Raw genomic sequence first — 21607 nt, forward strand, 5'->3', positions numbered from 1 at the left:
TTTGTAATTAACCATCAAAGTGGCTAGAATTGGGGATTTTCAGAACATGGAAGGCACTGCACCACACGATTCAATCTCGTACCCTTCACTGCTTATGTGGCACTGGTACTTCCTTGCATGGGCAACAGGTCTATGGGGAGCTCGCTATTTTGTGCCTTCCCTTGCAGCTCTTGGTGCTCTCATCTTTTTCTACGTACTTACGCGCCTTCTTGCGCGTCAATGCCCAGAACAGTATCTTCCATCGCCCCCAAATAGCGCCTCAAATGTGGTACGTCTTTGCATTGTTTTTGCCATCTTCGTTTTAGGATTGCAGACAGGCACGGCAACACTTGCTAACCGACCTTTTGACATAACCAATCCGGATACGCTTCCTCAGTTTGTTCTTGATAAAAAATATGTGCAGGTTACCGGAACCGTGCGCGAAGTGCTCACCTCTCCCGACAGGCGAATAAAATTCATTCTGACAGATGCAAGCTACACACTGAATGACACGAACGCCCCGATTACCGGCGATTTAGTCTGGACATGGGCAAACCGTAAAGACGCATGGGACAGGCAGCAAAAAGCAATTCAAGTGTTGAATGAAGGGAAAAACGGAAAAGTTTCAATAGCACAAGTCCTCCCGGCAGCATCAAGCCAGCCTGCAATCGCACGACTACGCCCTATGGTCGGTGAAACTGTTTCAATTCGTGCAAAACTACTTCCCATCGTCGGATTCCGTAACAAAGGGGCATGGAACAGCGGTGCCTACTGGCAGAATCAAGGGGTCTTCTGGCGCATATGGACATGGGGGGATAAAGCAATCCCAACCCGCACTGGTAATGTGTCTCTCCTGACATTATGGCGTGAAAAAATGCGCTTTACAGTCTCCAAGCAGCTTGAAGACCTTGTTCACACAAGAGTGGTACAAAAGCTCTCTTCAGTACTGGGAGAGACGGCATATGGTGATGCCTTAGACGTTCTCCCAGCTCTGCTTTTTGGAGATAAATACAATTTCCCAAGCAAGCGTTATACACAGCTTTCGCATGCATCGCTTTCGCATTCTTTCGCACTCTCTGGAATGCATTTAGCGATTGTGGCCTTGAGTATCTCTTTTCTCTTTACACTCGTTATACGCCGCGCCAGCGTGTACGAAACAATCAGCCGTCCTAAACTCCTTGCTCTGGGAATCCTTCCTGCGGCTTCAGTGTATGTCTGGATTGGTGGAGGCTCACCGTCACTTGTACGGGCTTTTATTATGCTTTGTTGCTGGTGCATCCTGCTGTTATTCAACCGTCCTCGCGTTTTTATGGACGGGTTGTTCTGGGCACTTGCAGTAATGACGATAATCAACCCGCTCATCGTATTTGATTTACGGCTTCAACTTTCTGCACTGGCAATCGTCGCTATGATCATTGCGCTGCCGATACTTTCCGTCGTTAAAGCATATCTGCTGCCAAAGGATACCACGCGCTTTCAACGCATAAAACGTGCGGCATTTGATATTCTGTTTCTATCTACTGCAATCCAGTTTGTTTTACTTCCGTTGATTATCTGGAACTTTAACGAGCTGTCCCTATGGAATATTCTAAATATTCTTTGGTTGCCGATTCTAGGTATGGTCATCATGCCACTGCTGTTTCTCGGGCTTCTTGCCGCCTGTTTCAGTATGGTATTACCATCCCTTACTCCTCTCTCCGAAACACTATTTACGATTGCAGCAACCCCCGTCGCAACCCTGTTTTCCTTTCTTGACGATATGGATAAGGCAGGTTTTTTGGATCCAGTCATTATGAATCGCCCGCATTGGATCGAAATATTTGCATGGTACGGTTGCATCATTTCAGCCCTAATATGGTGGAAAACCGAGGGAAACGATGTCATTTCAGAACTGTACAATTCTCTGAGTGAAGGCGCTCCAACTTGGGAAAACAAACTATTTACGGCAGTAGGACTACCGCTTGTTGGAGATGACATAGAGCGGACAGAAAAAGATCAGCCTAACAGGCTACGCAGCGCAGTACCCCCAGATAGCAATACAGAAAAAGGCATCACCCGCCCTGCGAATAAACTGAACAGTGGATCTTCCCGCTGGATGGCCCGCATAGCCTTTTTATGCTTTGTCCTGCTTCTTTTCGTACCGGATGCACTGCGTACATACGGCACAGAAAGCAAAACTCGATTACATGTTCTGGATGTAGGACAGGGCCAATCTTTGCTACTGACCTTTCCTAACGACAAGCGGATGCTCATTGATGGGGGAGGATTCTCCTCACGTTCTTTTGACGTAGGCCGCGCAATCATTATGCCTTGCATAACACGTCAGCATGATGCGTCGTTGCAATGGATTATTTCGACCCATCCAGATACTGATCACCTTCGTGGGCTTTTCTATCCAATCGCGAATGCAAACGTAGGAAATTATCTTGCAAGCAACGCAACACCACATGGATGGAACAAAAAACAGCTCCGGCAGGCATTAAGAAAGGCGGGATTAACGAAACGTATTCTTTCGGCTGGAGACGTTCTGACAATCTCAGAAAATTTAGAACTGGAAGTATTGCACCCGCCGAAAAACTCTACTCTCGAAGGAAACAATAACTCGCTGGTGCTTCGCCTCGTTCAACACAATGGTACAGAACGCAAAGGACTACTTTTAGTTACAGGGGATATTGAACTGAAAGGAATTCGAGAACTCATGGATACAAAAGCAGACCTTAGCGCAGAAGTACTTATTCTTCCACATCACGGCTCTGTATCCAGTTTTTCTCCGGAATTTTATAACGCTGTGAACCCGAAGGTAGCAATTGCTTCATGTGGATTTCTGAATAAATTCAAGTTCCCGTCACCAAATGTCATGAAAGAACTTCACCGTAGAGGAATTCAAGCAATCACGACAGCATCACAGGGAGAAGTGGCGCTCTATCTTGAATGAGTGGATCTATTAGAACAAAATTATTTTTAGATTATAGTACATTAGATTGCATTAGATTAATTATTTTTCACCAAATAACATCAAAATCACTTGTAGAATATGGAGGATGTGGTAGGAAAATAGAAAGCATACTGGCAGGTTGGTGAGAAACCGAAAACTACCCCTTCGAAATTATCAGCTGTTCAGATGCTGCAGGTAAGAGCTTCGGTAAACTTCCGGACATGCGGCGGCCCCATTCCGCTTAAAAAACAGGGCCGCTACACACATTATCCTGATGCTGAAGAGTGACCAACTCTAGCAGCAAGTCCCCTGAAGGATGACCCCCTTCAAGAGACAATATCTCAAAAAGGGCACGCAGAAGCGTGTCCTTTTTAGTTCTCACTAAAAATAATGCTATTCGAAGAAACTTGCAACCTTCGCTTTCAATTCTGTTAAATCAACAGATTTTACTACATAACAATCTGCCGCAATTGACTTCATGTCATGCTGAAAGCTGTCGTAAGCTGTACTTAGAATAACAGGCAATGTCGAATTCGTAGTTCGGATATCCTGCAACAAATCCAAGCCGGTAACCTTTTGATTCAGCCTGATATCCAAAACAACAACATCGGGATGTTCACGATTAAGCACGTCTATTATGGGTTCAGATCCATCGGAGAGGGCAACGGTGTAGCCATCCTCTTCAAATGCGTCCTTATATATGAGCCTAACGTTCTCTTCATCGTCCACAATTAGCACTTTCTTATCAGCCATCTTATTCCCCCCCAAAATGGAAAAAAGAAGAATTCTCTACATGTTAATCGCGCGTAGAGGCTGATTATGCAATGATTAAAACATTGCAGAGCTATTAATTATGAATGTTGAAAAGATGACTTCGTCCCCATGATTAATACCGCGTATACTTGGCATACCCTGCAAGCAAATGCAACGAGATTCATAACCCCCTTATTAGAATGTACAAACATAAAAAAAAGTCAAAGTAGTGCATTACTCAACACAACACATCCACACCAAGCATAACGCATTGATATAAATGAATAACAAAAACAGACTGTGACATCACATACTATACTAACAGCATCAGCAACCACTTACTGTACAGATTCTTGTCATGTTGTAAAAAATGAGTATGGTATGCACTGACTGTCGTAAGACTGTTTTGTAGCGTCGTATTCGTTACGACAGGTGTCTCGCGACACTCTTGACTTAATGCAAACTTCTGCCCCGGCTCAAAAGAGACAGAAGGCATTTAAAACCTCTACGTACACGGATGCCCATAATGCAAGAAGATAAGGTTGTTTACACAAAACCATATGGAGTTACAGTTACACTCCAGCCACAAAACGAGACCCGCACACTTAAAGCTCGTTCCGTGCGCCAACTTTTAAACATTATTAAAGCAAGTCCAGCAACAGTGCTTGTTATCCGCAATAACGAACTACTTACCTCAGACAGAAAACTCTCTCACGGTGACGAAATTATCGTTCGCACCGTTGTATCCAGCGGCTAACAACAACGTCTCGCTGACAACCAAATTTATAGTGCAGGCTCCCATTTTGACTTCGGGCTTCGGCGTCGGTTCTCCAAGACGCCGCATACATCTATTAGGAAAACACAGAATGAAATGTAAAGTATGTAAAGCAACTGCAGTTGTTTCACTTCCTAGTCACAACACCGGATTTTGTGCTGACTGTTTTATGTCGTTCTACGAGCGCTCTGTAGAACGCAGTATCCGTCGCCAAAAACTGTTCACATTTGAAGATAAAATTCTCATCGCACTCTCTGGCGGTAAGGACTCCCTTGCTTGTGCGCTTGTACTCAAGAAACTTGGCTACAATGTGCATGGATTACATATAGATCTCGCCATTCCAGACAGTTCAGCTGCCGCACGCGGTGTAGTAGAACGCTTCTGCGATTCTCACGATATCCCACTCATCATTAAAAAGATGGAAGAGGAAGGCTTACAGATTCCACGCGTTAAAAAAGTTCTCTCCCGCTCCGTTTGCTCTGCGTGCGGTCGTATTAAACGTTACTTTTTCAACAAAGTTGCCATTGATGAAGGATTTACAGTTCTTGCCACCGGTCACAACCTTGATGACGAAATAGCACGACTTTTCTCCAACACACTGCGTTGGGACATTCCTCATCTAAGTGATCAGGGGCCACTACTGGAAGCAGAAAACGGCTTTGCGCGCAAAGTCCGCCCTCTCTTCCGACTTACTGAATTTGAAAACGCTAACTATGCCTTCCTGAACGATCTTGAATACCACTACGCACCATGCCCGTATTCTCCAGGTGCTACTTCCACTGCATACAAAAAGCTCTGGAACCAGCTTGAAGAAGAGATGCCGGGACGCAAACTCGCGTTCTACACCGCATTCCTCGCGCATGGACGTGAACCGTTCCGTCAATTCGAAAAAGAAGAAGGTACAAAGCCCGTCCCATGCGAACGCTGCGGGTATCCTACGTCCGTTGGAATCTGTGGCGTCTGTCGCACTCGAGATGCTGTAGCCGCCGACGAATAGTGACTTCTTAATTTCATATCAGCAGAAAGTTTCTAAGAAACCCTGTTGCAATAGTAAAAAAAGGGCTGTCCTTCGTATGAAGGACAGCCCTTTCCTGTTCATCTTATTGGAATTACGCCTCGTAACAATAGCTCACCGGGCGCATCGCATCATAGTTGTTTTTCGAGCCTGTTATCGAGCATTAAGCCGTTCTCAAAATACAAGAGATTGCGAACAACTGCAGCTGAACAAAGACGTAGATTATACAGACAGGTACCGTCAGAGCCAGCACTGCCAACGTACAACCTAGATTTTAGCGTTCAGTTTTTTCTGAGCGCCCATGCCGCCAGCAGATGCTTTAATATTTTCAATACCGAGCTCGCTGGCAAGGAGCATTGCTTCATAAGAGCGCAGACCGGTATTGCAGATCATTACAACCTGTTTGTCTTTAGGAATTTCGTTAATTCGTGCACTAATTTCTTCGTTTGGAATATTGTGCCAATGCTCTGGATATGCTTCGCACATATCTTTTGCACCACCGGCGAGACGGGTATCAATGAAGTAGTACTCACCGCAATCACGTTCAGCCCAGCATTTTTCGAACTGTGCAGGATCCATGTACTTGTTCTGACCGGAAAGAACGTTGTCTGCTACGTTAGCAACAGCATTAACGATATCCATCGCAGAGGAGAACGGTGGAGAGTACACAACTTCGAGGTTGGATACGTCATCGATGGTTGCGTGGGAAGTAATGAGCGGCACAACTGCGTTAATACGCGCAGTAAGTGCATCACCGAATTCGTTCATACCCTGCATACCGAGAATACGGCGGGTTGGGCGGTCTACAACAATCTGGAGAGACATAAGCGCTTTTTCAGGGAAGAAGTGAGCTCTGTCCATCTGTTCAACGTGAACGGAGATTGCATCGAAGTCATTAGCAAGAGCCTGCTCAAGAGTAAGACCAGCACCACTGCAGGACATGTCGAACAATTTTACACACCAGCTACCGATACCACCGGCCATGCTGGCATCACCACCGGCAAGGTTAGTACCGATAATACGCCCCTGACGGTTAGCCATGGAACCAAGCGGGTAGTAGCCGAGTTTGCCGGTTACGAGGTTTGGAATAGTTACGCAGTCACCACCGGAGTAGATGGATGGATCAGAAGTCTGGAAATGATCGTTAACGAGAATCGCACCGCGTTTATCGCATTCAATACCAGCTTTAACAGCAATGTCAGTATTAGGAGAAACACCGACAGCAAGAATGACAAGATCTGCTTCGATTTCACGCTTGTTGGTAATAACTTTAGTAACTTTGCCGTCAACACCTTCAAAACGAACAACAGACTCTTCGAGGTACACATTTACGTCATGATTTTCGAGGTCAGCCTGTGCCATTTTTGCTAAGGACTCAGGCATGAAGCCTGGAAGTACCTGACTCTGAAGTTCTACAACACTGGTGTTGATGCCCCACATATCTGCGAAAGCAACTGCCATTTCAAGACCGATAAAACCGGCACCAACAACAACGGCATTGCTAACGTCACCGCCTGCTATAGCATTTTTGATAATTTCAGCTTCTTCGAGGTTCGTTGCAGGAGTAATACCTTTGAGGTTAATTCCCTCAAACGGAGGCATGTTCGGTTTAGAACCGGTTGCGATTACGAGTTCATCGTAAGAAAGCACTTCTTTTTCGCCAGTCAAAACGTTTTCGATAGAAACAGTTTTAGCTTCGCGATCAATAGAAGTTGCGCGGGTATTAATAAGAACGTCTACGTCTTTGTTTGTTTTGAAAAACGCAGCGTCACGAACGATGTGGTACGGAGTAGACTGGAGGTCTACAACGGTGTTTACTTCACCGGAAACAAAGTAAGGAATGCCGCAACCACCGTAAGAAATACGAGGAGCCTGATCAATCATGGTTACTTTTGCGTCTGGACAAAGACGTTTGTAACGACAGGCAGCTTTTGGGCCAAGGGCAACAGCACCAATAACAATTACGTGCTTAGACATAAGACATCCTCCGCAAAAGATGTGTAAGTCGGCGGCAGGCTCGCTCTCACATGAACTGTCTGTCGCACAATTTACTATAAAATAAAAAGAAACAAATCAGTTAATGCGTGCTCGCTAATACAGCTGAACACCCATGTAGCAGCAGGTTAGTAAAAAGCTAATTAGTAACCGCTGGCGCAATCAATCAATTATTCACCTCTATAACCAAAGAGGCGCAGCTACCAGTCTGTATATGCTCACATTTTAGGTAGGTACCAGTTATACAAACACATACGACCAAGCTGTATCACGTGAGGGTAGGACTAGCATGTTTGGCTATTTTTGCAAGTAGTGATTACAGGTTGTTATACACTACCGGCGCGGTAGGGTATCTACCAATACCATTGATACTCATACACTTACAGAAACACAACTTGACTGATTCCAAACGCTACGCCACCAAGCTTACCTTTTCATTGATGCATATCAAGTCTTATATTCCGGCTTACCAAGTAGAGATAAAAAATTGAACGGCAAACCATTAATAGCTTCTGTTCTTTTTCGCCTCTACAGAGTTCAGTTTCGAACTATTAGCGTCTAATTTTATTGATTTATTCCTAATATCGTAAGCACAATTCGTAACCACAATTACTGTGATATCTTAGAATACTGTGCTTTATGTATCCCCTAACAAACAAAGCGCAAAAAAATGCCAGCCTGCAATGCAGACTGGCATTTTTACTTTAGTATCTACTATAAGAACTATCCGAACTGAGGTGTACTCAGCTTCATGCCATCCTTTGTCACGATAAGGGCTTCACATCCATTAAGTGATTCAATGAACTGAAGGCCGCGACGAGACTGCATAATAAACGTAGCTGTTGCAAGAGCATCAGCTTCCATTACACTTGGAGCCATGACAGATACAGACGCCACGTTGTTAGGGCTCATACCGGACTGCGGGTTCACCAGATGGTTATACATATGGTTCTTGTCGTAGAAAACCTCATAACCACCGGAAGTTGCAATTGCACCTGTGGTCATCTGAATCACCGCAGGGTAGTTGCCTTTCTTTTCCGGATCCTGCACAGCAACAACCCAAGGCTTTCTGCCAGCTTTTTCACCCATGGTGCGGATGTCACCGCCAGCATTAATCATATGGTTTTTAGCACCGTACGCAGCAAGCACTGCGGAAGCCTTGTCCACGATGTAGCCTTTTGCAATGCCATCCAGCGTAATGCCCATTCCTTCGCGGTTAAGGCGAATAGAATCGCGTTTCTGAATAAGAGAGTCAGCATCTACAAGAGACAGTGCTTCCTCAAATTCTGCTTTTGAAAGCACCATTTCGCCATTCAGATTGGCTTTTTCACCATAGAGATCAATCACAGGCTTAATGGTTACATCAAACGCCTTATCAGAAAGCTTGCTGATCAAACGCGCGCTGCGCACGACTTCTGCAAGTTCCTGAGGAATGCCGGAAAGGCGTCCGTCTCTGTTTAACACAGAGACAGGGGAAGCACTCTGGTAACGGCTGAGAAGCGCCTCAAGGCGTGTTATCTCTTCAAAACTGCGACCAATTGCTTCCTCTCCAAGCTGTCTGGAAGGATGCAACGCAGTAATGGTTACCACGGTTCCCATCATAAAACGGGTTTCCTGCACTTTATATTCGTCACCCACACGGGCGGCAGAGGCTACTGCTGGCACGCCGGTTACAGCGGCACCAAGACCGAGCACACCGCAAGCCTGCAGGAACTGTCGACGAGAAGTAGTCATAGTCTTCGCTCCTATTAGGCGTTTGCCTGTGGTTTTCTGCTTCTGCGGCTTTAGCAGCTTCTGCAGCTTGTTTAGCCGCTGCTGTTTCCTGAGCCTTAGCGGTAATACCTACAGGACACATGAGACGCAAGATATCGCGCGGACATGCATCAACGCAGGCTTCTTCACAGTCAGGGCCGTAGGCAAGACAAGCAGCCTGATCAATTCTAATCTGACCGTTAACGTGAGAAATAACGTTTGCAGGACATTTTTTCACGCACTTCATGCAATTAATACAACCGGCCTCACACACATCCATAACAGCTTTCATTTTATCCTGAGTAGAACAGAAAACCTGTACACGTGCACGACGCGGAATCATCTCGAGAACCTTATTCGGACAAACGTTGATACATGCGCCACAAGCCACGCACTTATCAGGGTCAATCACAACCAGATCATTCTCAAGGTACATGGCATCAAACGGACATGCTTTTACACAGTCGCCGTAGCCAAGACAGGAGTATTTACAAGCATCAGAACCGTCTTGCAGCAGACCGGCTGCTGTACATGACTGCACACCCTGATACTCAAATTTCTTTTGAACCTTGCCTTCATCCTTCACGCAACGGCGGAAGGAAATTTCCGGATCATCGCTACCGGCAGACTTGCCGGAGAGTTCAGCGACTGCAATGGCCACGTCTGCACCACCGGCACAACACAGGCCGGCAGATACATCGGGATCGGTAATTACGGCAATTGCGTAGGCCTCACAGCCTGCATAGCCACAACCACCGCAGTTAGCACCCGGAAGCGCTTCGCAGACAGCCTCTACTCTTGGATCTTCTTCCACATAGAAGACACGGGATGCTGCAGAGAGCACAACCGCGCAGAAAAAGCCCAGAGCTAGCAATGAAAGGACAGATGTCAAAACCATAATGCTATCCTTATTGGTTTATCCCGCAAGGGGAGTCACATGCATATAACCCTGCGCCTAAGAGATCATGCCCTTAAAGGCCATGAAGGACAGAGACATGATACCAGCCATCACCAACGCCGCAGGAACACCCTTCATTGACTTTGGTAGATGGGTAACTTCCAGTCGTTCGCGAATAGCGGCAAGCAGTACGAGAGCGAGCAAAAAACCTAAGCCTGAAGCGAATGAATAGAAGATGGAAAGGCCGAGATCAAATTCTTTACGCTGAACGAGAATTGCAACACCAAGCACCGCGCAGTTAGTTGTAATGAGCGGAAGGAAAATACCGAGCGCATTGTAAAGCGGCGGGATAGATTTCTTCAGGAACAACTCAACAAGCTGCACAAGCGAAGCGATGACAAGAATAAACATAATGGTCTGCAAATACCCGAGATCAAGCGGCAGGAGCACATATTCCTGAATAAGCCATGTAAGCGGGGTTGCAATAACCATAACAAAGATAACTGCGCCGCCCATACCAAGAGACACACCCTTTTCCTTGGAACAACCAAGATACGGGCACTGCCCCAGATACTGGGCAAGAACGATGTTGTTAACAAAGATCGCGGAGATAAAAATCAGGAAATAATCCATACTGTACTACCTCCAGTTACTTATGGCCTGCACAGGCACGGCATGCGTGGCAACCTGTGGATGGGTTTTCCGGAGCAGGCTCACCACGACGTTTAGCCTGAACAATACTCAGATAGTTCATGCCTGCGAGAATAAGCCCAAGAGCAATAAATGCACCCGGTGCAGCAACCATGAATTTAACCGGCTGGAATGATCCGCTCAGCACCTGAACACTGAACACATAGCCGGTACCAAGTAATTCACGAATCGCGCCAAGGAAAGTAAGCGACAATGTAAAACCAAGACCAATGCCAAGACCGTCTGCAACAGCAAGATGCACAGGGTTTTTACCCGCAAAGGCTTCCGCCCTGCCAAGAATCAGGCAGTTAACAACAATAAGTGGCACAAAGATACCAAGCTGCTGATATAATGAATATGCATATGCCTGCATCAGCAATTCCACAGCAACAACAAGAGATGCAGCAATGGTAATATAACAAGCAATACGAACTTTTTTAGGAATAATCTTACGGATCAATGAGACAAGGAAACTGGACAGGGTAAGAACAAACACTACCGCTATCCCCATGCCAAAACCGTTTTCCGCCTTGGTGGTGACCGCTAGAGTCGGACACAAGCCCAACAGGAGTCGAAACGGTGGCAATTCTGCCCATAGGCCCTTGGAAAACTCTTTCCACATGCTGGCCATACTTTTCTCCTCACAGCGCGCATTACCGCGCGTTCACGTTATTCTTCCAGTGCCTATTTAAAGGCTTGAAGAATCTCTTCTTTCAAAGCGCTGTATATTTTACCAGCATCTTGAACCGCTACCACAGCACCAGTGGAGGAAATGGTTGCGCCGGAAAGGGCGTCAATCACACCACCTTGAGACTTCAACTTAGCTTCGGATTCAGAAAGCCCTGGAAACCGTTTAAGAAAGTCCGGCTCAGCAATACGTGACCCGATCCCCGGAGTCTCTTTCATTGTGGTAATACCGATGCCAACAAGCTTATTGTTTTCAGGGTCAAAACCGACCATTACACCAATATTGTCACCGTAACCACCGCCAAAGCCTTCGATAGCAACAGCTTTAAGCTGCCCATCTACTTTAAGCGGAAATACGTTAACAAGCTTGTTGGTAAGAGGATTAGTGAATTTTTTACGTTCCTTCACAGGGTCGTTTGTATAGTCAGGTAATACCTGCTTCAAGGACGGTCCCTGTACAAAGGTAAGCAACTGCAACTCAATGGTCGGTGCGGTCATCTGTTTAAGTGAAGATAACGCAAAACCGGAAATACCACTGATTAAGGTCAACACAACGATCATCTTTAAGATTTCACGCATAGCTTACCTCGCTCCAAATGGTTTAGGCTTAATCATATCACATAGTGGTGTGATCATGTTTGCAAGTAAAACTGCAAACAAAGCACCATCAGGGTACTGACCGTATGTGCGAATGAGTATGATAAGGAAGCCAGCTACAAGTCCGAATACGATTTTGCCGCCGCGTGTATTTGGCGAAGAGGTAAAATCTGTCAGCAAGAAGAAAATCGCAAGCATGCTAGAGCCTGTGAACAAATGGAACAACGGATTAGCGTAAAGTTCCGGATCAATCACATAGTAGATACCGCCAACAACTAAAACTGATACAATGGTTGCAACAGGAATTTCCCATGTAATGATACGGCGGGCGAGCAAAATAAGTCCGCCAAGCAGTATTGCACCAATCTGGACAGCGCCAAGGGCGCCGAGCTGATTACCCATGAGGTAGTCATACATTGAAGTATCTGCGATATAATCGATACCAAAGTACTTAAGCTGGGAAAGCGGGTTCACCAGAGTAGTATTCAGCATGGTTGCATCGACGTTCATTTGAACCGGCCATGATACAGTACAAAACGCCCAGCCAACCGCGATAGCACAAATAGGTGCGCCACCATAGTTACCCCAGAGCATTTTACCAAGGATCATTGTTACGGCAGAGCCTGACACAACAAGCCACCATTCGGCACCAGCTGGCAGGATAAACGCAAAAAGTAAACCGGTTACGACTGCGTGCAAATCGTCTACACGCACTTCCTTTTCCATAATTTTTGAGCAAAGCGCTTCAACAATAACCGCCGTTGCGATGGAAAGCGCCATAACACGCAGAGCTTCCATGCCATACCAGTATACTGCGCCGACAACTGCCGGAAGTAACGCTACCAAAATTGTGCTCATCATTCCCTTGATGGATGCACCACAATGCAAATGCGGTGCGGAGGCAACCTTCAGGAATGGAGCGGTGGGCAATGATTGTTTCGCCATAGTATCCCCCTACTCTTCAACCTGCAGAGCACAAGCGGTAACCTGTGTTTCTTCAAGGGTTATTTTATGTTTTCCGAGACGGATCAACTGAAGCATAGGCCGACGAGCCGGACAGTAGTATGTACACAGTCCGCATTCCATACATGCATTAATGTTTTCCTGACGACAGAAATCAAGCTCATTGAATTCAACATAACGTGAAATCATGTTCGGCTGGATGCGTGACGGACAATGCTGAATACATGCGCCACAGCTAAAACAGGCATAGTCGGAAACCGGTGTGGTTGTTCCGGCGGGTACTACAAACACTGCATTGGTATTTTTACCAATACCTGTGCTTAGATTGCCTGTGGCTTCACCACGCATAGGACCACCCAAAAGTACAGTGTCGCCGTCTGCCACTTCGATAGAAGCGTCTTCCAACAACGCACCAACAGGGGTACCGATAGGCGCCACGACATTTTTGCCTTCGACACAAACAACTGTGTGCGTCAATGGCATACCGCTTTCTGCAACTGCACCCAAATTATACAGTGCGTGCAGATCAACAACATTAATGCCTCGCATGCTTTCCTTGCCGGTAATACTGGCAACAACAAGCTCGTCAAGACTGTTAGGGTACTGCGGGTTAATAAAAGCTATGTCTGCGCCATCAAAAGCTGCGGTAGAACCAGTAGGCAAAGCCACTACGGCTTTTGAAGCAGGGGAAAGGCGTTTGAGCATATCAAGGCCGGCGTTGATGGTACTTTTTGCGTGCACAAGCATGCTCTCTGCGTACGTGATTCCCGGTTCTGGGTTTAACGCATTCACAATAAGCAATTCACAACGCTTAAGGAATGGACGAATATCCACTCCCAACCCTTTCAGCGCAGCCTGTAGCTGCTCGCCTTCCAAGGAAGCAAGGGCAACCGGCTCCACACCTTCGGGTTTTGGCTCTTCACCTTCCGCCGGAGCAGCAAGCTCCTGTGCTTTGATGATAATATGAGTGTCTGTAACTGCAGTTACAATACCGGTAATGCCAGAATGCATATCACCTATGTTAGCATTCTCGTGGTCTGCCACAAGAAGCCCTGGATATACTTCTGTTTTTTTCTTTACCGATTTTTTACCATGTCCATTCAGGGGAATACGCACTTCGAAAGGGACTGAACCAGTCTCAAATGCTCCTGTGTCCCCATGAGTCAGAATGAAAATATTCTTATTCATAAGACATCCCTATTTGAAATGACACTGGTTACACTGGCCTTTAGAATAAGGACCAGAACCGTTTTCTTCATGGCACCCCATGCAAGACTGATGGTACGCGTCCATCAAGCTAGGTACATCCGGATCATCAGACGCTTTAGAATGGCAGTCGCTACATGGGGTAGGCTCAGCGTCATCCAGCAGGTTGCCGTCATCGTCAACTTCATCTGAAAGCTCATGATGACAGGCCACGCAACTTTCGCCGTACCCATCTACGTGTTTGGCATGATCAAATATGACCATACCTGCGCTGTTATCTAACAGCACACGCATAGGAACGGCCGCAGTTTCTGCGGGGCGCAAAAAGCCGTAGCATGCAACGGCAATAAGAATCGCAGTTAGTATTGCGATTGGAAAGTATCTCGTTGGCAAGGCACACCTTCCTGATACTGGTGTTAAACCCGACCGACCGAGTAAGGGGATAAGATAGTCTGTTGGCGCCTTTTAACTAGAACATTTTTTCATTTTTGAAAAGGCTCACAAGTCCCTGTATTCAGGAAAAATAACGGTATGTTATGATTATCAAAGTTTTTTATTTGGCTTTTTAATCAAATCAGTGCGTAATTTTTAGAAAATTTTTTTTCTAAGATTTTTCCCTTTTATTTCGAAATGTTGTAAAAAAAGCTACTTGTTTTCAAAGCACCAAAACTACGATACAACACCCGCACTTCAAAGAAATACACGGTGCAATATATGCTTACTCAGACCAGTCCACAGGCGTTTAAAAAAATATTTACTTTTTCTGCTGGCTCCGAAACTTTCGGACTACCGCTACACCTCCTGCACGAAGTCATTTACCCAGAACACATAACCAGAGTCCCGAAGGCACCCGCCTTCATGGCAGGGATTCTGACATATGGCTCTGAAACGATTTCCGTGCTGGATATAAGCAAAAAGCTATGCCTTGCAGCGCCGTCCATCCGCGTTCATCATCCGGCAATCATCATCAATACTATTATTGAAGACGAAACAATGCAACTAGCTTTACTTGTTGAGAGATTTGGAAAAATTGTTCAATACAAAAGCTCGGAAACAATAAAACGGAAAAACATTCCATTCAACACCAACTCAAACAAGAATAACCAACTTAGACAAAAATCTGCAATATACACACAGTCCCGTGAAGCCATCAGGAAATTTGTAAACGAAGAACTTTATCGCGCGGGAGTGCGAATACGACTTTTGAATGAAGACACACTTTTTTCCATAGCAGAACTTACATAACAAAATCTTTATTTAATATCCTGCTGAAGCATTTCGAATGCTGTTCTCGTAAAAAGCAATGCTATGCCATAATTGATAACTCTTAAAGCAATGCAAGAACATTTATCACAAGGCTAAGACGTCTTTGGAGCTGCTCTTAAAGCCTAACATATGATGATACCATTATTCTTCACTTAAGCACAAAAAAAAAGGGCCATATGACCCTTTTCTGTGTGCGTAAGATTCTTTCTATGCTCTGCGTTCCCACAGCCGCATATCTTTCATCTTTTTGCGTCGCTCTCGCTGGAGAGATTTACAAACCAGCGGAGTATTTTTCTTGTATCCACAACGAGCGCGGTACTCTTCTGGTGTAAGCCCGTGAGTTGCGAGATGCTTCTTAGTTAATATTTTAAAGGACTTTCCACATTCAACACAGGTAATAGACTTTTCCTTAATCGCCTTTTTAGGATCAATCATTTTACCTGCAGAATCATCATCAACAGCACAGCTTGCACTAATTTCCTTAATTCCCCCTGCAAGCTTACGAACCATTGTTGTGATTTCTTCTTCTGTCATTGTCCGTACACTAGCTTGTGCTTTGACAATTTCCAGAGCTTCCTTCAAATAACTTTCCATGTAAAACTACCCCTCCTATCCATTAAATGAACAAGTATTATACCCAGAAAATAGAAAAATCTTTAAAATAATACCGCCATGGCACAACTTACGTATTTAAATGCTAATTAATAACGACTACTAAATTGCACATAGGCACTATTAAACTTATGTTAAATGCACTGAAGACATACTACAGAACTGCATATACACACAATAGAATTTTTTGCAGTTTTTTTTATAACAGCATCACAACTTAATTACATTTTTCTATCTTTATAAATACACAATTACTGCATTTTATACAGTTGAAGCAATAGTGGGCAAAGAGGCGACATCTACAATTCCCATTGTTTTGAATTTTTTGATGTATTTTTATTTTTTACCCTAATATAATTATATTTTTTATGGCCAAAACAATGCTTCACATGGCTAATCCTTGTCCCTATTGTAGAAAAAACATGACAAGCTCTACCGCTGCATTGTACCTTTTGATAAAAAAACATGCATTGTCCTACCAAATCAGTGAATAAAGCAAAAAATAAACAACAATATTGTTATATCCTCTGAAAACTCAAACACCTTTTCACGTAATTATATATTTTCTTGGCTTTGTTTATTTCATAATTACGAAGAATGACAATACGTTTCAAAAATATAACCGTAAAAAAAATGATGCAAATGCAAGCAGATACAAAATAATAAAAATATTTTTTGTTTTGTGCACAAGAAGCGAGCCAATTTTTTTGACTTTTTACCACAAAAAACGTGACTTACATGCCAAACGAATTGCAAGCGACTTTTGATGTATAATTAGACAGCTTCAATCTTCTTTAAAATTTCTATACTCTCATACTTTGGGTAAATATAGTTTCTGTTTGTCCCAAAAAAGTTACGGCAAAATGCTTTGCAATATTTCTTGGAGAATTATCTAGATGGCAAAAATCATTGTAATTGGCGGGACACAAAGTGGCAGCGGCAAGACACTCATCAGTTTAGCTATTATGGCCGCTCTTACACGTCGAGAATTAAAGGTTCAGCCATTCAAGTGTGGTCCGGACTTTATTGATCCCGGACTTCATAAAGTTATCACAGGTAATACAAGCATTAATCTTGATGGATGGATGCTCTCAAAAGATGCCTGCATCAACGCCTACAAAAAGGCAATGCACCCCTCAACAGGAAAAGCTCCCGATATTGCGGTTATTGAAGGAGTTATGGGACTCTTTGATGGAGCAAGTGGCAGCAATGATGCCGGTTCAACAGCGCAAATAGCAAAATGGCTTGAAGCCCAAGTTCTGCTTGTTATTGACGGACGTTCCATGGCGCGCTCTTTTGCCGCTATAGCTCATGGCTTTACAACCTTTGATCCCGACCTTATCTTTGCAGGGTGCGTTGCTAATAACGTAGGAAGCCCCAATCACGTGTCCCTTATCCGCGAAGCCATGCATACATACTGCCCAACGACACTGCTTGCAGGGTGTATGCCGCGCAAAGAAACATTAACCCTTCCGTCACGCCACCTCGGCCTTGTAACGGCAGAAGAAGGCATTCTAAACTCAGAACGTATTACCGAGCTTGCACAGTGGGCGGAAGAACACATTAACTTTGACCAGCTACTTACAAATTTACCAGAACACACAGAGCCATTATCGCCACAAGATCGTTGGGAAGCTACACCCAGCAAAATGGTACGCATTGCCGTTGCTCAAGATGCAGCATTTTGCTTCTGCTATGCAGATAACCTACGGCTTCTCGAAGAGCATGGCGCTGAAATTATCCATTTTTCTCCGCTTAATGACGCTTACTTGCCAAAAGATATTGACGGAGTTTACTTGCCCGGTGGCTATCCGGAATTATATGCAGAAAGATTGAGTCTCAATACTTCAATGCGCTCTGCCATCCGTGCGTTCTCACAATCAGGGAAGCCGGTGTACGCGGAATGCGGTGGCTTCATGTACCTTGCACGGGAAATCACAACAGATGCTGCAACAACATATCCAATGTGCAATGTCTTTGACCTGCACTGCACAATGAGCACCCGACACAGGGCACTCGGCTATAGAGAAATCACAACAACTGCCGATTCAATTCTAGGTAGCAAAAATACGACTGCGCGCGGGCACGAATTCCACTACTCATTCGCAGAAGAAAATACTGCACACAACTCGCTCTACACAGTGACAGATAGAAAAGGTGCAAAAACATCAACGTCCGGCTATGTTACGCGCAACACTGTCGGCTCATACGTACATCTACATTTTGCCTCGCAACCATCCGTTGCAAAAGCCATTGTAGAAGCTTGCCTACGCACAAGGACTCTTCATGACTAAAACTTCATTGCAGCCATATTTTTCACCAGACAACATTGAACACCGTTCTTTCGAAATTATCGACAGCGAAGTCCCTGAACCACGCCCATTTTCCGGGGACGAATGGACAATCGCCAGACGCCTTATTCACACTACCGCAGATTTTGACTTGCTGAATCACATTATATTTCACCCTGAAGCCATTGCTGCGGGTGTAAATGCAATCAGAAACGGCTGCACCATTTTTACCGATACCGAGATGGCGCGCTCCGGCATCCCTGTTCGCCGTACAACTCCGTTCGGCTGCAGTACCCAGTGTCTACTCAACCGTCCTGACGTTGTGCAAAAAGCACAGGAGACCGGCTCCACTCGCGCACAGGCGGCAATAGATGCAGCATCTCCGGAAATCGCTGATTCCATTATGGCAATCGGAAATGCTCCGACGGCCCTTATACGGCTTATGCAACACCTGAAAAACGGTGGCACACCGCCTGCACTCATTGTCGGAATGCCTGTCGGATTCGTTAATGCCTCTGAATCCAAAGAAATACTACTTGCACAATCTACTATTCCTTATATAACGATTCGCGGACGGAAGGGTGGTTCGCCACTTGCAGCCGCGACAGTAAACGCACTGGCGATCCTTGCCGCAACTCCATAGATCACTATAATTTATCAACTATTTTCTCAGCAAGTTGCAGTAATCCACTACAGTTGCTATAGTGTTCTGTGGAACTTTGACTTTTGCTAATTTACAGTCTTTTTTAGACTGACAGGATGTACAATGACAGACGAACCTCACAACAGCGTTTCAGAAAATGCCCCGAAAAAGCAAAATAAAATGCTAGACCCTGCGGATAGAATCGCCGCAGAAATTACCGGCATCACTGAACCGGAAGATGCGCTGCCACCAATTTCTCTGGAGGATCTTCCAGAAAAAATCCGCGAAGCCTGCACTCGTGCCGGGTGGAATAAGCTTATGCCTGTTCAGGCACACGCTATGCCGTACCAGTTGGCTCGCAGAGACATTATGATTCAATCCCGCACTGGCAGCGGTAAAACCGGCACCTATCTTCTTCCTGCGCTGGAACGAGTAGATACATCTAAAATGCACACGCAGATGCTCGTACTTGTCCCAACCCGCGAGCTTGCCTTACAGGTTGAATACGAAGCCTCAACTCTTTTTGAGAATACCGGTATCACATCCTGCGCAGTCTACGGCGGTGTGGGATACGGTAAGCAGGTTGATAAACTTAACAGCGGCGCACATGTTGTCATAGGTACGCCAGGTCGCGTACTCGACCACCTCATCCGCCATACGCTGGATCTTTCCAAAACACGTATCCTTGTATTTGACGAAGCAGACAGAATGCTCTCCATTGGTTTCTATCCGGACATGGTAGAAATCAAAGGATACCTGCCGCGCAGTCGTTCCACTTTCCTGCTCTCTGCAACCTACCCTCCGCGTGTTATCCAACTCGCAGGAGAATTCATGCATAAGCCGTCCATGCTGAGCCTTTCGCACCAGCAGGTACACGTAGTAGACACGCCACACGTATTCTACAACGCAAAACCGATGGATAAAGACCGAGTACTCGTCCGTGTACTGGAAGTGGAAAACCCGTCCTCTGCTATTATCTTCTGTAACACAAAAGCCAATGTGCATTACGTTACGGCAGTACTTAAAGGCTTCGGATATGATGCGGATGAACTTTCTGCCGATCTGTCCCAATCCAAGCGTGAAAAAGTTCTCACAAAACTACGTGAGGGACGCGTGCGTTTTCTTGTGGCAACAGACGTTGCAGCCCGCGGGATTGATATTCCGGAACTCTCACACGTAATCCTGTATGAGCCACCGGAAGATCGTGAATCATATATTCACCGCGCAGGTCGCACTGGCCGCGCAGGTGCCAGTGGTGAAGTAATCTCTCTTGTAGACATTATGCAGAAGCTGGAACTGGAACGCATCGGAAGCTACTACAAAATTTCCCTTCAGGAACGCGAAACGCCAACTGATGAAGATGTTGCTAAAGTTGCCGGACTACGCCTTACAGCAATGCTGGAAGGAAGTCTTAGAGGTAAAACCAACCTGGAAAAAGAACGCATGAAGCGGTTTGTTCCACTTCTTAAAGAGCTTGCTCAAGATGACGAACAGCTCCTTCTGGCCGCACAGCTTCTTGACGAACTGTACCAGCAAACCCTGCATACGCCGCCTCCGGCTCCTGAAGCAGCCAAAGAGCAAAACCAGGGTGACAACAAACAAAATGACCAGCACAAGAAACAAGGGCAACAGCAGCGACGCAATACTCGTCCACGCCGCAGGAAACCGCCCCAGAACCGTGCTAACTAGTCATAGATACTTCTTACAGGATGGTGCAATTAGTGCTGCCAGTTTACTCTGAATCCGATTTATTCGACAACTTTGATGCACTGCTTGATACCTACGATGTGAATGACGAACTCACAGTTTTTGAACTGGGAAAATTTCATTTTCTTCGTAAGAAAAAAGCAAAGCATGAGCTTACTGCGCTGTTTTATGCTCTCTGGAAGCTCGCGCTAAAACAGTCGTTTCCAGATGACTATGAGCTCTATTTTTCAGATTACTGCGAAGTAAAAAAACTGAAAATGGACGCCGCCGGAAACGCTACCATGTTGTACCGTAGCATCGAAGTATTCAACACCCTGCTTGCAGAGCACGGGATAACGAATTTTTCTAATGTCGCAGATTTCTTAACAGATGAACTTGTTAATGACTCTGAACGAAGAGAATACATAACGTTAAAGCTAGCGCTTTCAATACGCTCAACATACAACGTTATTTTTCAAAATCTTATCTCAAACTAACGCACCTCCGACGTTGAATCTAAAAAAACCTCCCAAAAAAAGGCGACCTCGCAACTGGTCGCCTTTTTTTGGGAGGTTATCCCCATAGGTAATAAAACGTCTTTAGTTACAAAGCATATCGACATCCTGCAATTTGCCTTTACTTTTTTCTGCTATTTTTTTGACATGTTCATTTTTTATTCCGCAAAGTTATTTTTCACTAATCACCTCACCTGTTTTCAGCTTTTTTTCATTTTCATATTGACAAGAAGACTCACAATCCGATAAACACCGACTTCACACGATGTGGGGCTATAGCTCAGTTGGGAGAGCGCTTGACTGGCAGTCAAGAGGTCATCGGTTCAACCCCGTTTAGCTCCACCACATT

Annotated in this window: 19 protein-coding genes and 1 tRNA gene; 9 read left to right on the top strand and 11 right to left on the bottom strand. The window is 45.3% G+C overall.

The window, feature by feature from the left end; translation table 11 throughout:
• Positions 1-46: 46 nt before the first annotated feature.
• Positions 47-2914, top strand: coding sequence for a ComEC/Rec2 family competence protein (locus tag F461_RS0109520; protein WP_020000927.1), 2868 nt, complete (start codon positions 47-49; stop codon positions 2912-2914).
• A gap of 393 nt (positions 2915-3307) precedes the next feature.
• Here F461_RS0109520 and F461_RS0109525 read toward each other — a convergent pair whose 3' ends face one another.
• Positions 3308-3667, bottom strand: a complete 360-nt coding sequence (locus F461_RS0109525; RefSeq protein ID WP_020000928.1) for a response regulator — start codon at positions 3665-3667, stop codon at positions 3308-3310.
• Between the two features lie 526 nt (positions 3668-4193).
• Between F461_RS0109525 and F461_RS19330 the strand changes: the two genes are divergently transcribed.
• Positions 4194-4424, top strand: coding sequence for a ubiquitin family protein (locus tag F461_RS19330; protein ID WP_020000929.1), 231 nt, complete (start codon positions 4194-4196; stop codon positions 4422-4424).
• A 109-nt stretch (positions 4425-4533) separates the two neighbouring features.
• On the top strand, positions 4534-5439 hold the full coding sequence (locus F461_RS0109535; protein WP_020000930.1) for a PP-loop family protein: 906 nt from the start codon (positions 4534-4536) through the stop codon (positions 5437-5439).
• Between the two features lie 285 nt (positions 5440-5724).
• On the opposite strand, the gene F461_RS0109540 is transcribed toward F461_RS0109535, so the two are convergent.
• From F461_RS0109540 to F461_RS17605, 9 genes are all read right to left on the bottom strand, one after another.
• Positions 5725-7434 (bottom strand): FAD-dependent oxidoreductase, encoded by a 1710-nt coding sequence (locus F461_RS0109540; protein WP_020000931.1) that lies wholly within the window; start codon positions 7432-7434, stop codon positions 5725-5727.
• 741 nt (positions 7435-8175) lie between these two features.
• Positions 8176-9186 carry an FAD:protein FMN transferase gene (locus F461_RS0109545; protein ID WP_034606211.1) on the bottom strand — a complete coding sequence of 337 codons (1011 nt, stop codon included), beginning with the start codon at positions 9184-9186 and terminating at the stop codon, positions 8176-8178.
• On the bottom strand, positions 9083-10102 hold the full coding sequence (rnfB, locus tag F461_RS0109550; protein ID WP_020000933.1) for an RnfABCDGE type electron transport complex subunit B: 1020 nt from the start codon (positions 10100-10102) through the stop codon (positions 9083-9085). Before rnfB ends, F461_RS0109545 begins: the two co-directional genes overlap by 104 nt.
• A gap of 57 nt (positions 10103-10159) precedes the next feature.
• Positions 10160-10735 (bottom strand): electron transport complex protein RnfA, encoded by a 576-nt coding sequence (locus F461_RS0109555; protein ID WP_020000934.1) that lies wholly within the window; start codon positions 10733-10735, stop codon positions 10160-10162.
• Positions 10736-10751: 16 nt separating this feature from the next.
• Positions 10752-11423, bottom strand: coding sequence for an electron transport complex subunit RsxE (gene rsxE, locus F461_RS0109560; RefSeq protein WP_020000935.1), 672 nt, complete (start codon positions 11421-11423; stop codon positions 10752-10754).
• A gap of 53 nt (positions 11424-11476) precedes the next feature.
• Entirely contained in the window at positions 11477-12058 is a 582-nt protein-coding gene (gene rnfG / locus F461_RS0109565) for an RnfABCDGE type electron transport complex subunit G (protein WP_020000936.1), read from the bottom strand.
• Positions 12059-12061: 3 nt separating this feature from the next.
• Positions 12062-13021, bottom strand: a complete 960-nt coding sequence (locus F461_RS0109570; protein ID WP_020000937.1) for an RnfABCDGE type electron transport complex subunit D — start codon at positions 13019-13021, stop codon at positions 12062-12064.
• 9 nt (positions 13022-13030) lie between these two features.
• Positions 13031-14227, bottom strand: coding sequence for a 4Fe-4S dicluster domain-containing protein (locus F461_RS0109575; protein ID WP_020000938.1), 1197 nt, complete (start codon positions 14225-14227; stop codon positions 13031-13033).
• A gap of 9 nt (positions 14228-14236) precedes the next feature.
• Positions 14237-14638 carry a cytochrome c3 family protein gene (locus F461_RS17605; RefSeq protein WP_020000939.1) on the bottom strand — a complete coding sequence of 134 codons (402 nt, stop codon included), beginning with the start codon at positions 14636-14638 and terminating at the stop codon, positions 14237-14239.
• Between the two features lie 321 nt (positions 14639-14959).
• On the opposite strand from F461_RS17605, the gene F461_RS0109585 reads away from it, so the two are divergent.
• Positions 14960-15490 (top strand): chemotaxis protein CheW, encoded by a 531-nt coding sequence (locus tag F461_RS0109585; protein ID WP_020000940.1) that lies wholly within the window; start codon positions 14960-14962, stop codon positions 15488-15490.
• A 228-nt stretch (positions 15491-15718) separates the two neighbouring features.
• Here F461_RS0109585 and F461_RS0109590 read toward each other — a convergent pair whose 3' ends face one another.
• On the bottom strand, positions 15719-16105 hold the full coding sequence (locus F461_RS0109590) for a Ros/MucR family transcriptional regulator (RefSeq protein ID WP_020000941.1): 387 nt from the start codon (positions 16103-16105) through the stop codon (positions 15719-15721).
• Between the two features lie 914 nt (positions 16106-17019).
• Between F461_RS0109590 and F461_RS0109595 the strand changes: the two genes are divergently transcribed.
• From F461_RS0109595 to F461_RS0109615, 5 genes are all read left to right on the top strand, one after another.
• Positions 17020-18417: a cobyrinic acid a,c-diamide synthase CobB gene (locus tag F461_RS0109595; protein WP_020000942.1), complete on the top strand. Its 1398-nt coding sequence runs from the start codon at positions 17020-17022 to the stop codon at positions 18415-18417.
• Positions 18410-19057 carry a precorrin-8X methylmutase gene (locus F461_RS0109600; RefSeq protein WP_020000943.1) on the top strand — a complete coding sequence of 216 codons (648 nt, stop codon included), beginning with the start codon at positions 18410-18412 and terminating at the stop codon, positions 19055-19057. The genes F461_RS0109595 and F461_RS0109600 overlap by 8 nt, the downstream gene beginning before the upstream one ends.
• A 123-nt stretch (positions 19058-19180) precedes the next feature.
• The gene (locus F461_RS0109605; RefSeq protein WP_020000944.1) at positions 19181-20746 is read left to right on the top strand and encodes a DEAD/DEAH box helicase; all 1566 of its coding nucleotides are present in this window, start codon (positions 19181-19183) and stop codon (positions 20744-20746) included.
• A 32-nt stretch (positions 20747-20778) separates the two neighbouring features.
• Positions 20779-21240 (top strand): hypothetical protein, encoded by a 462-nt coding sequence (locus F461_RS0109610; protein ID WP_020000945.1) that lies wholly within the window; start codon positions 20779-20781, stop codon positions 21238-21240.
• 287 nt (positions 21241-21527) lie between these two features.
• Positions 21528-21603: transfer RNA gene (locus tag F461_RS0109615), tRNA-Ala, on the top strand.
• The last annotated feature ends 4 nt before the right edge of the window (positions 21604-21607 follow it).

Origin of the sequence: Halodesulfovibrio aestuarii DSM 17919 = ATCC 29578 (genome assembly GCF_000384815.1) — a bacterium.
Taxonomy (GTDB): Bacteria; Desulfobacterota; Desulfovibrionia; order Desulfovibrionales; family Desulfovibrionaceae; genus Halodesulfovibrio; species Halodesulfovibrio aestuarii.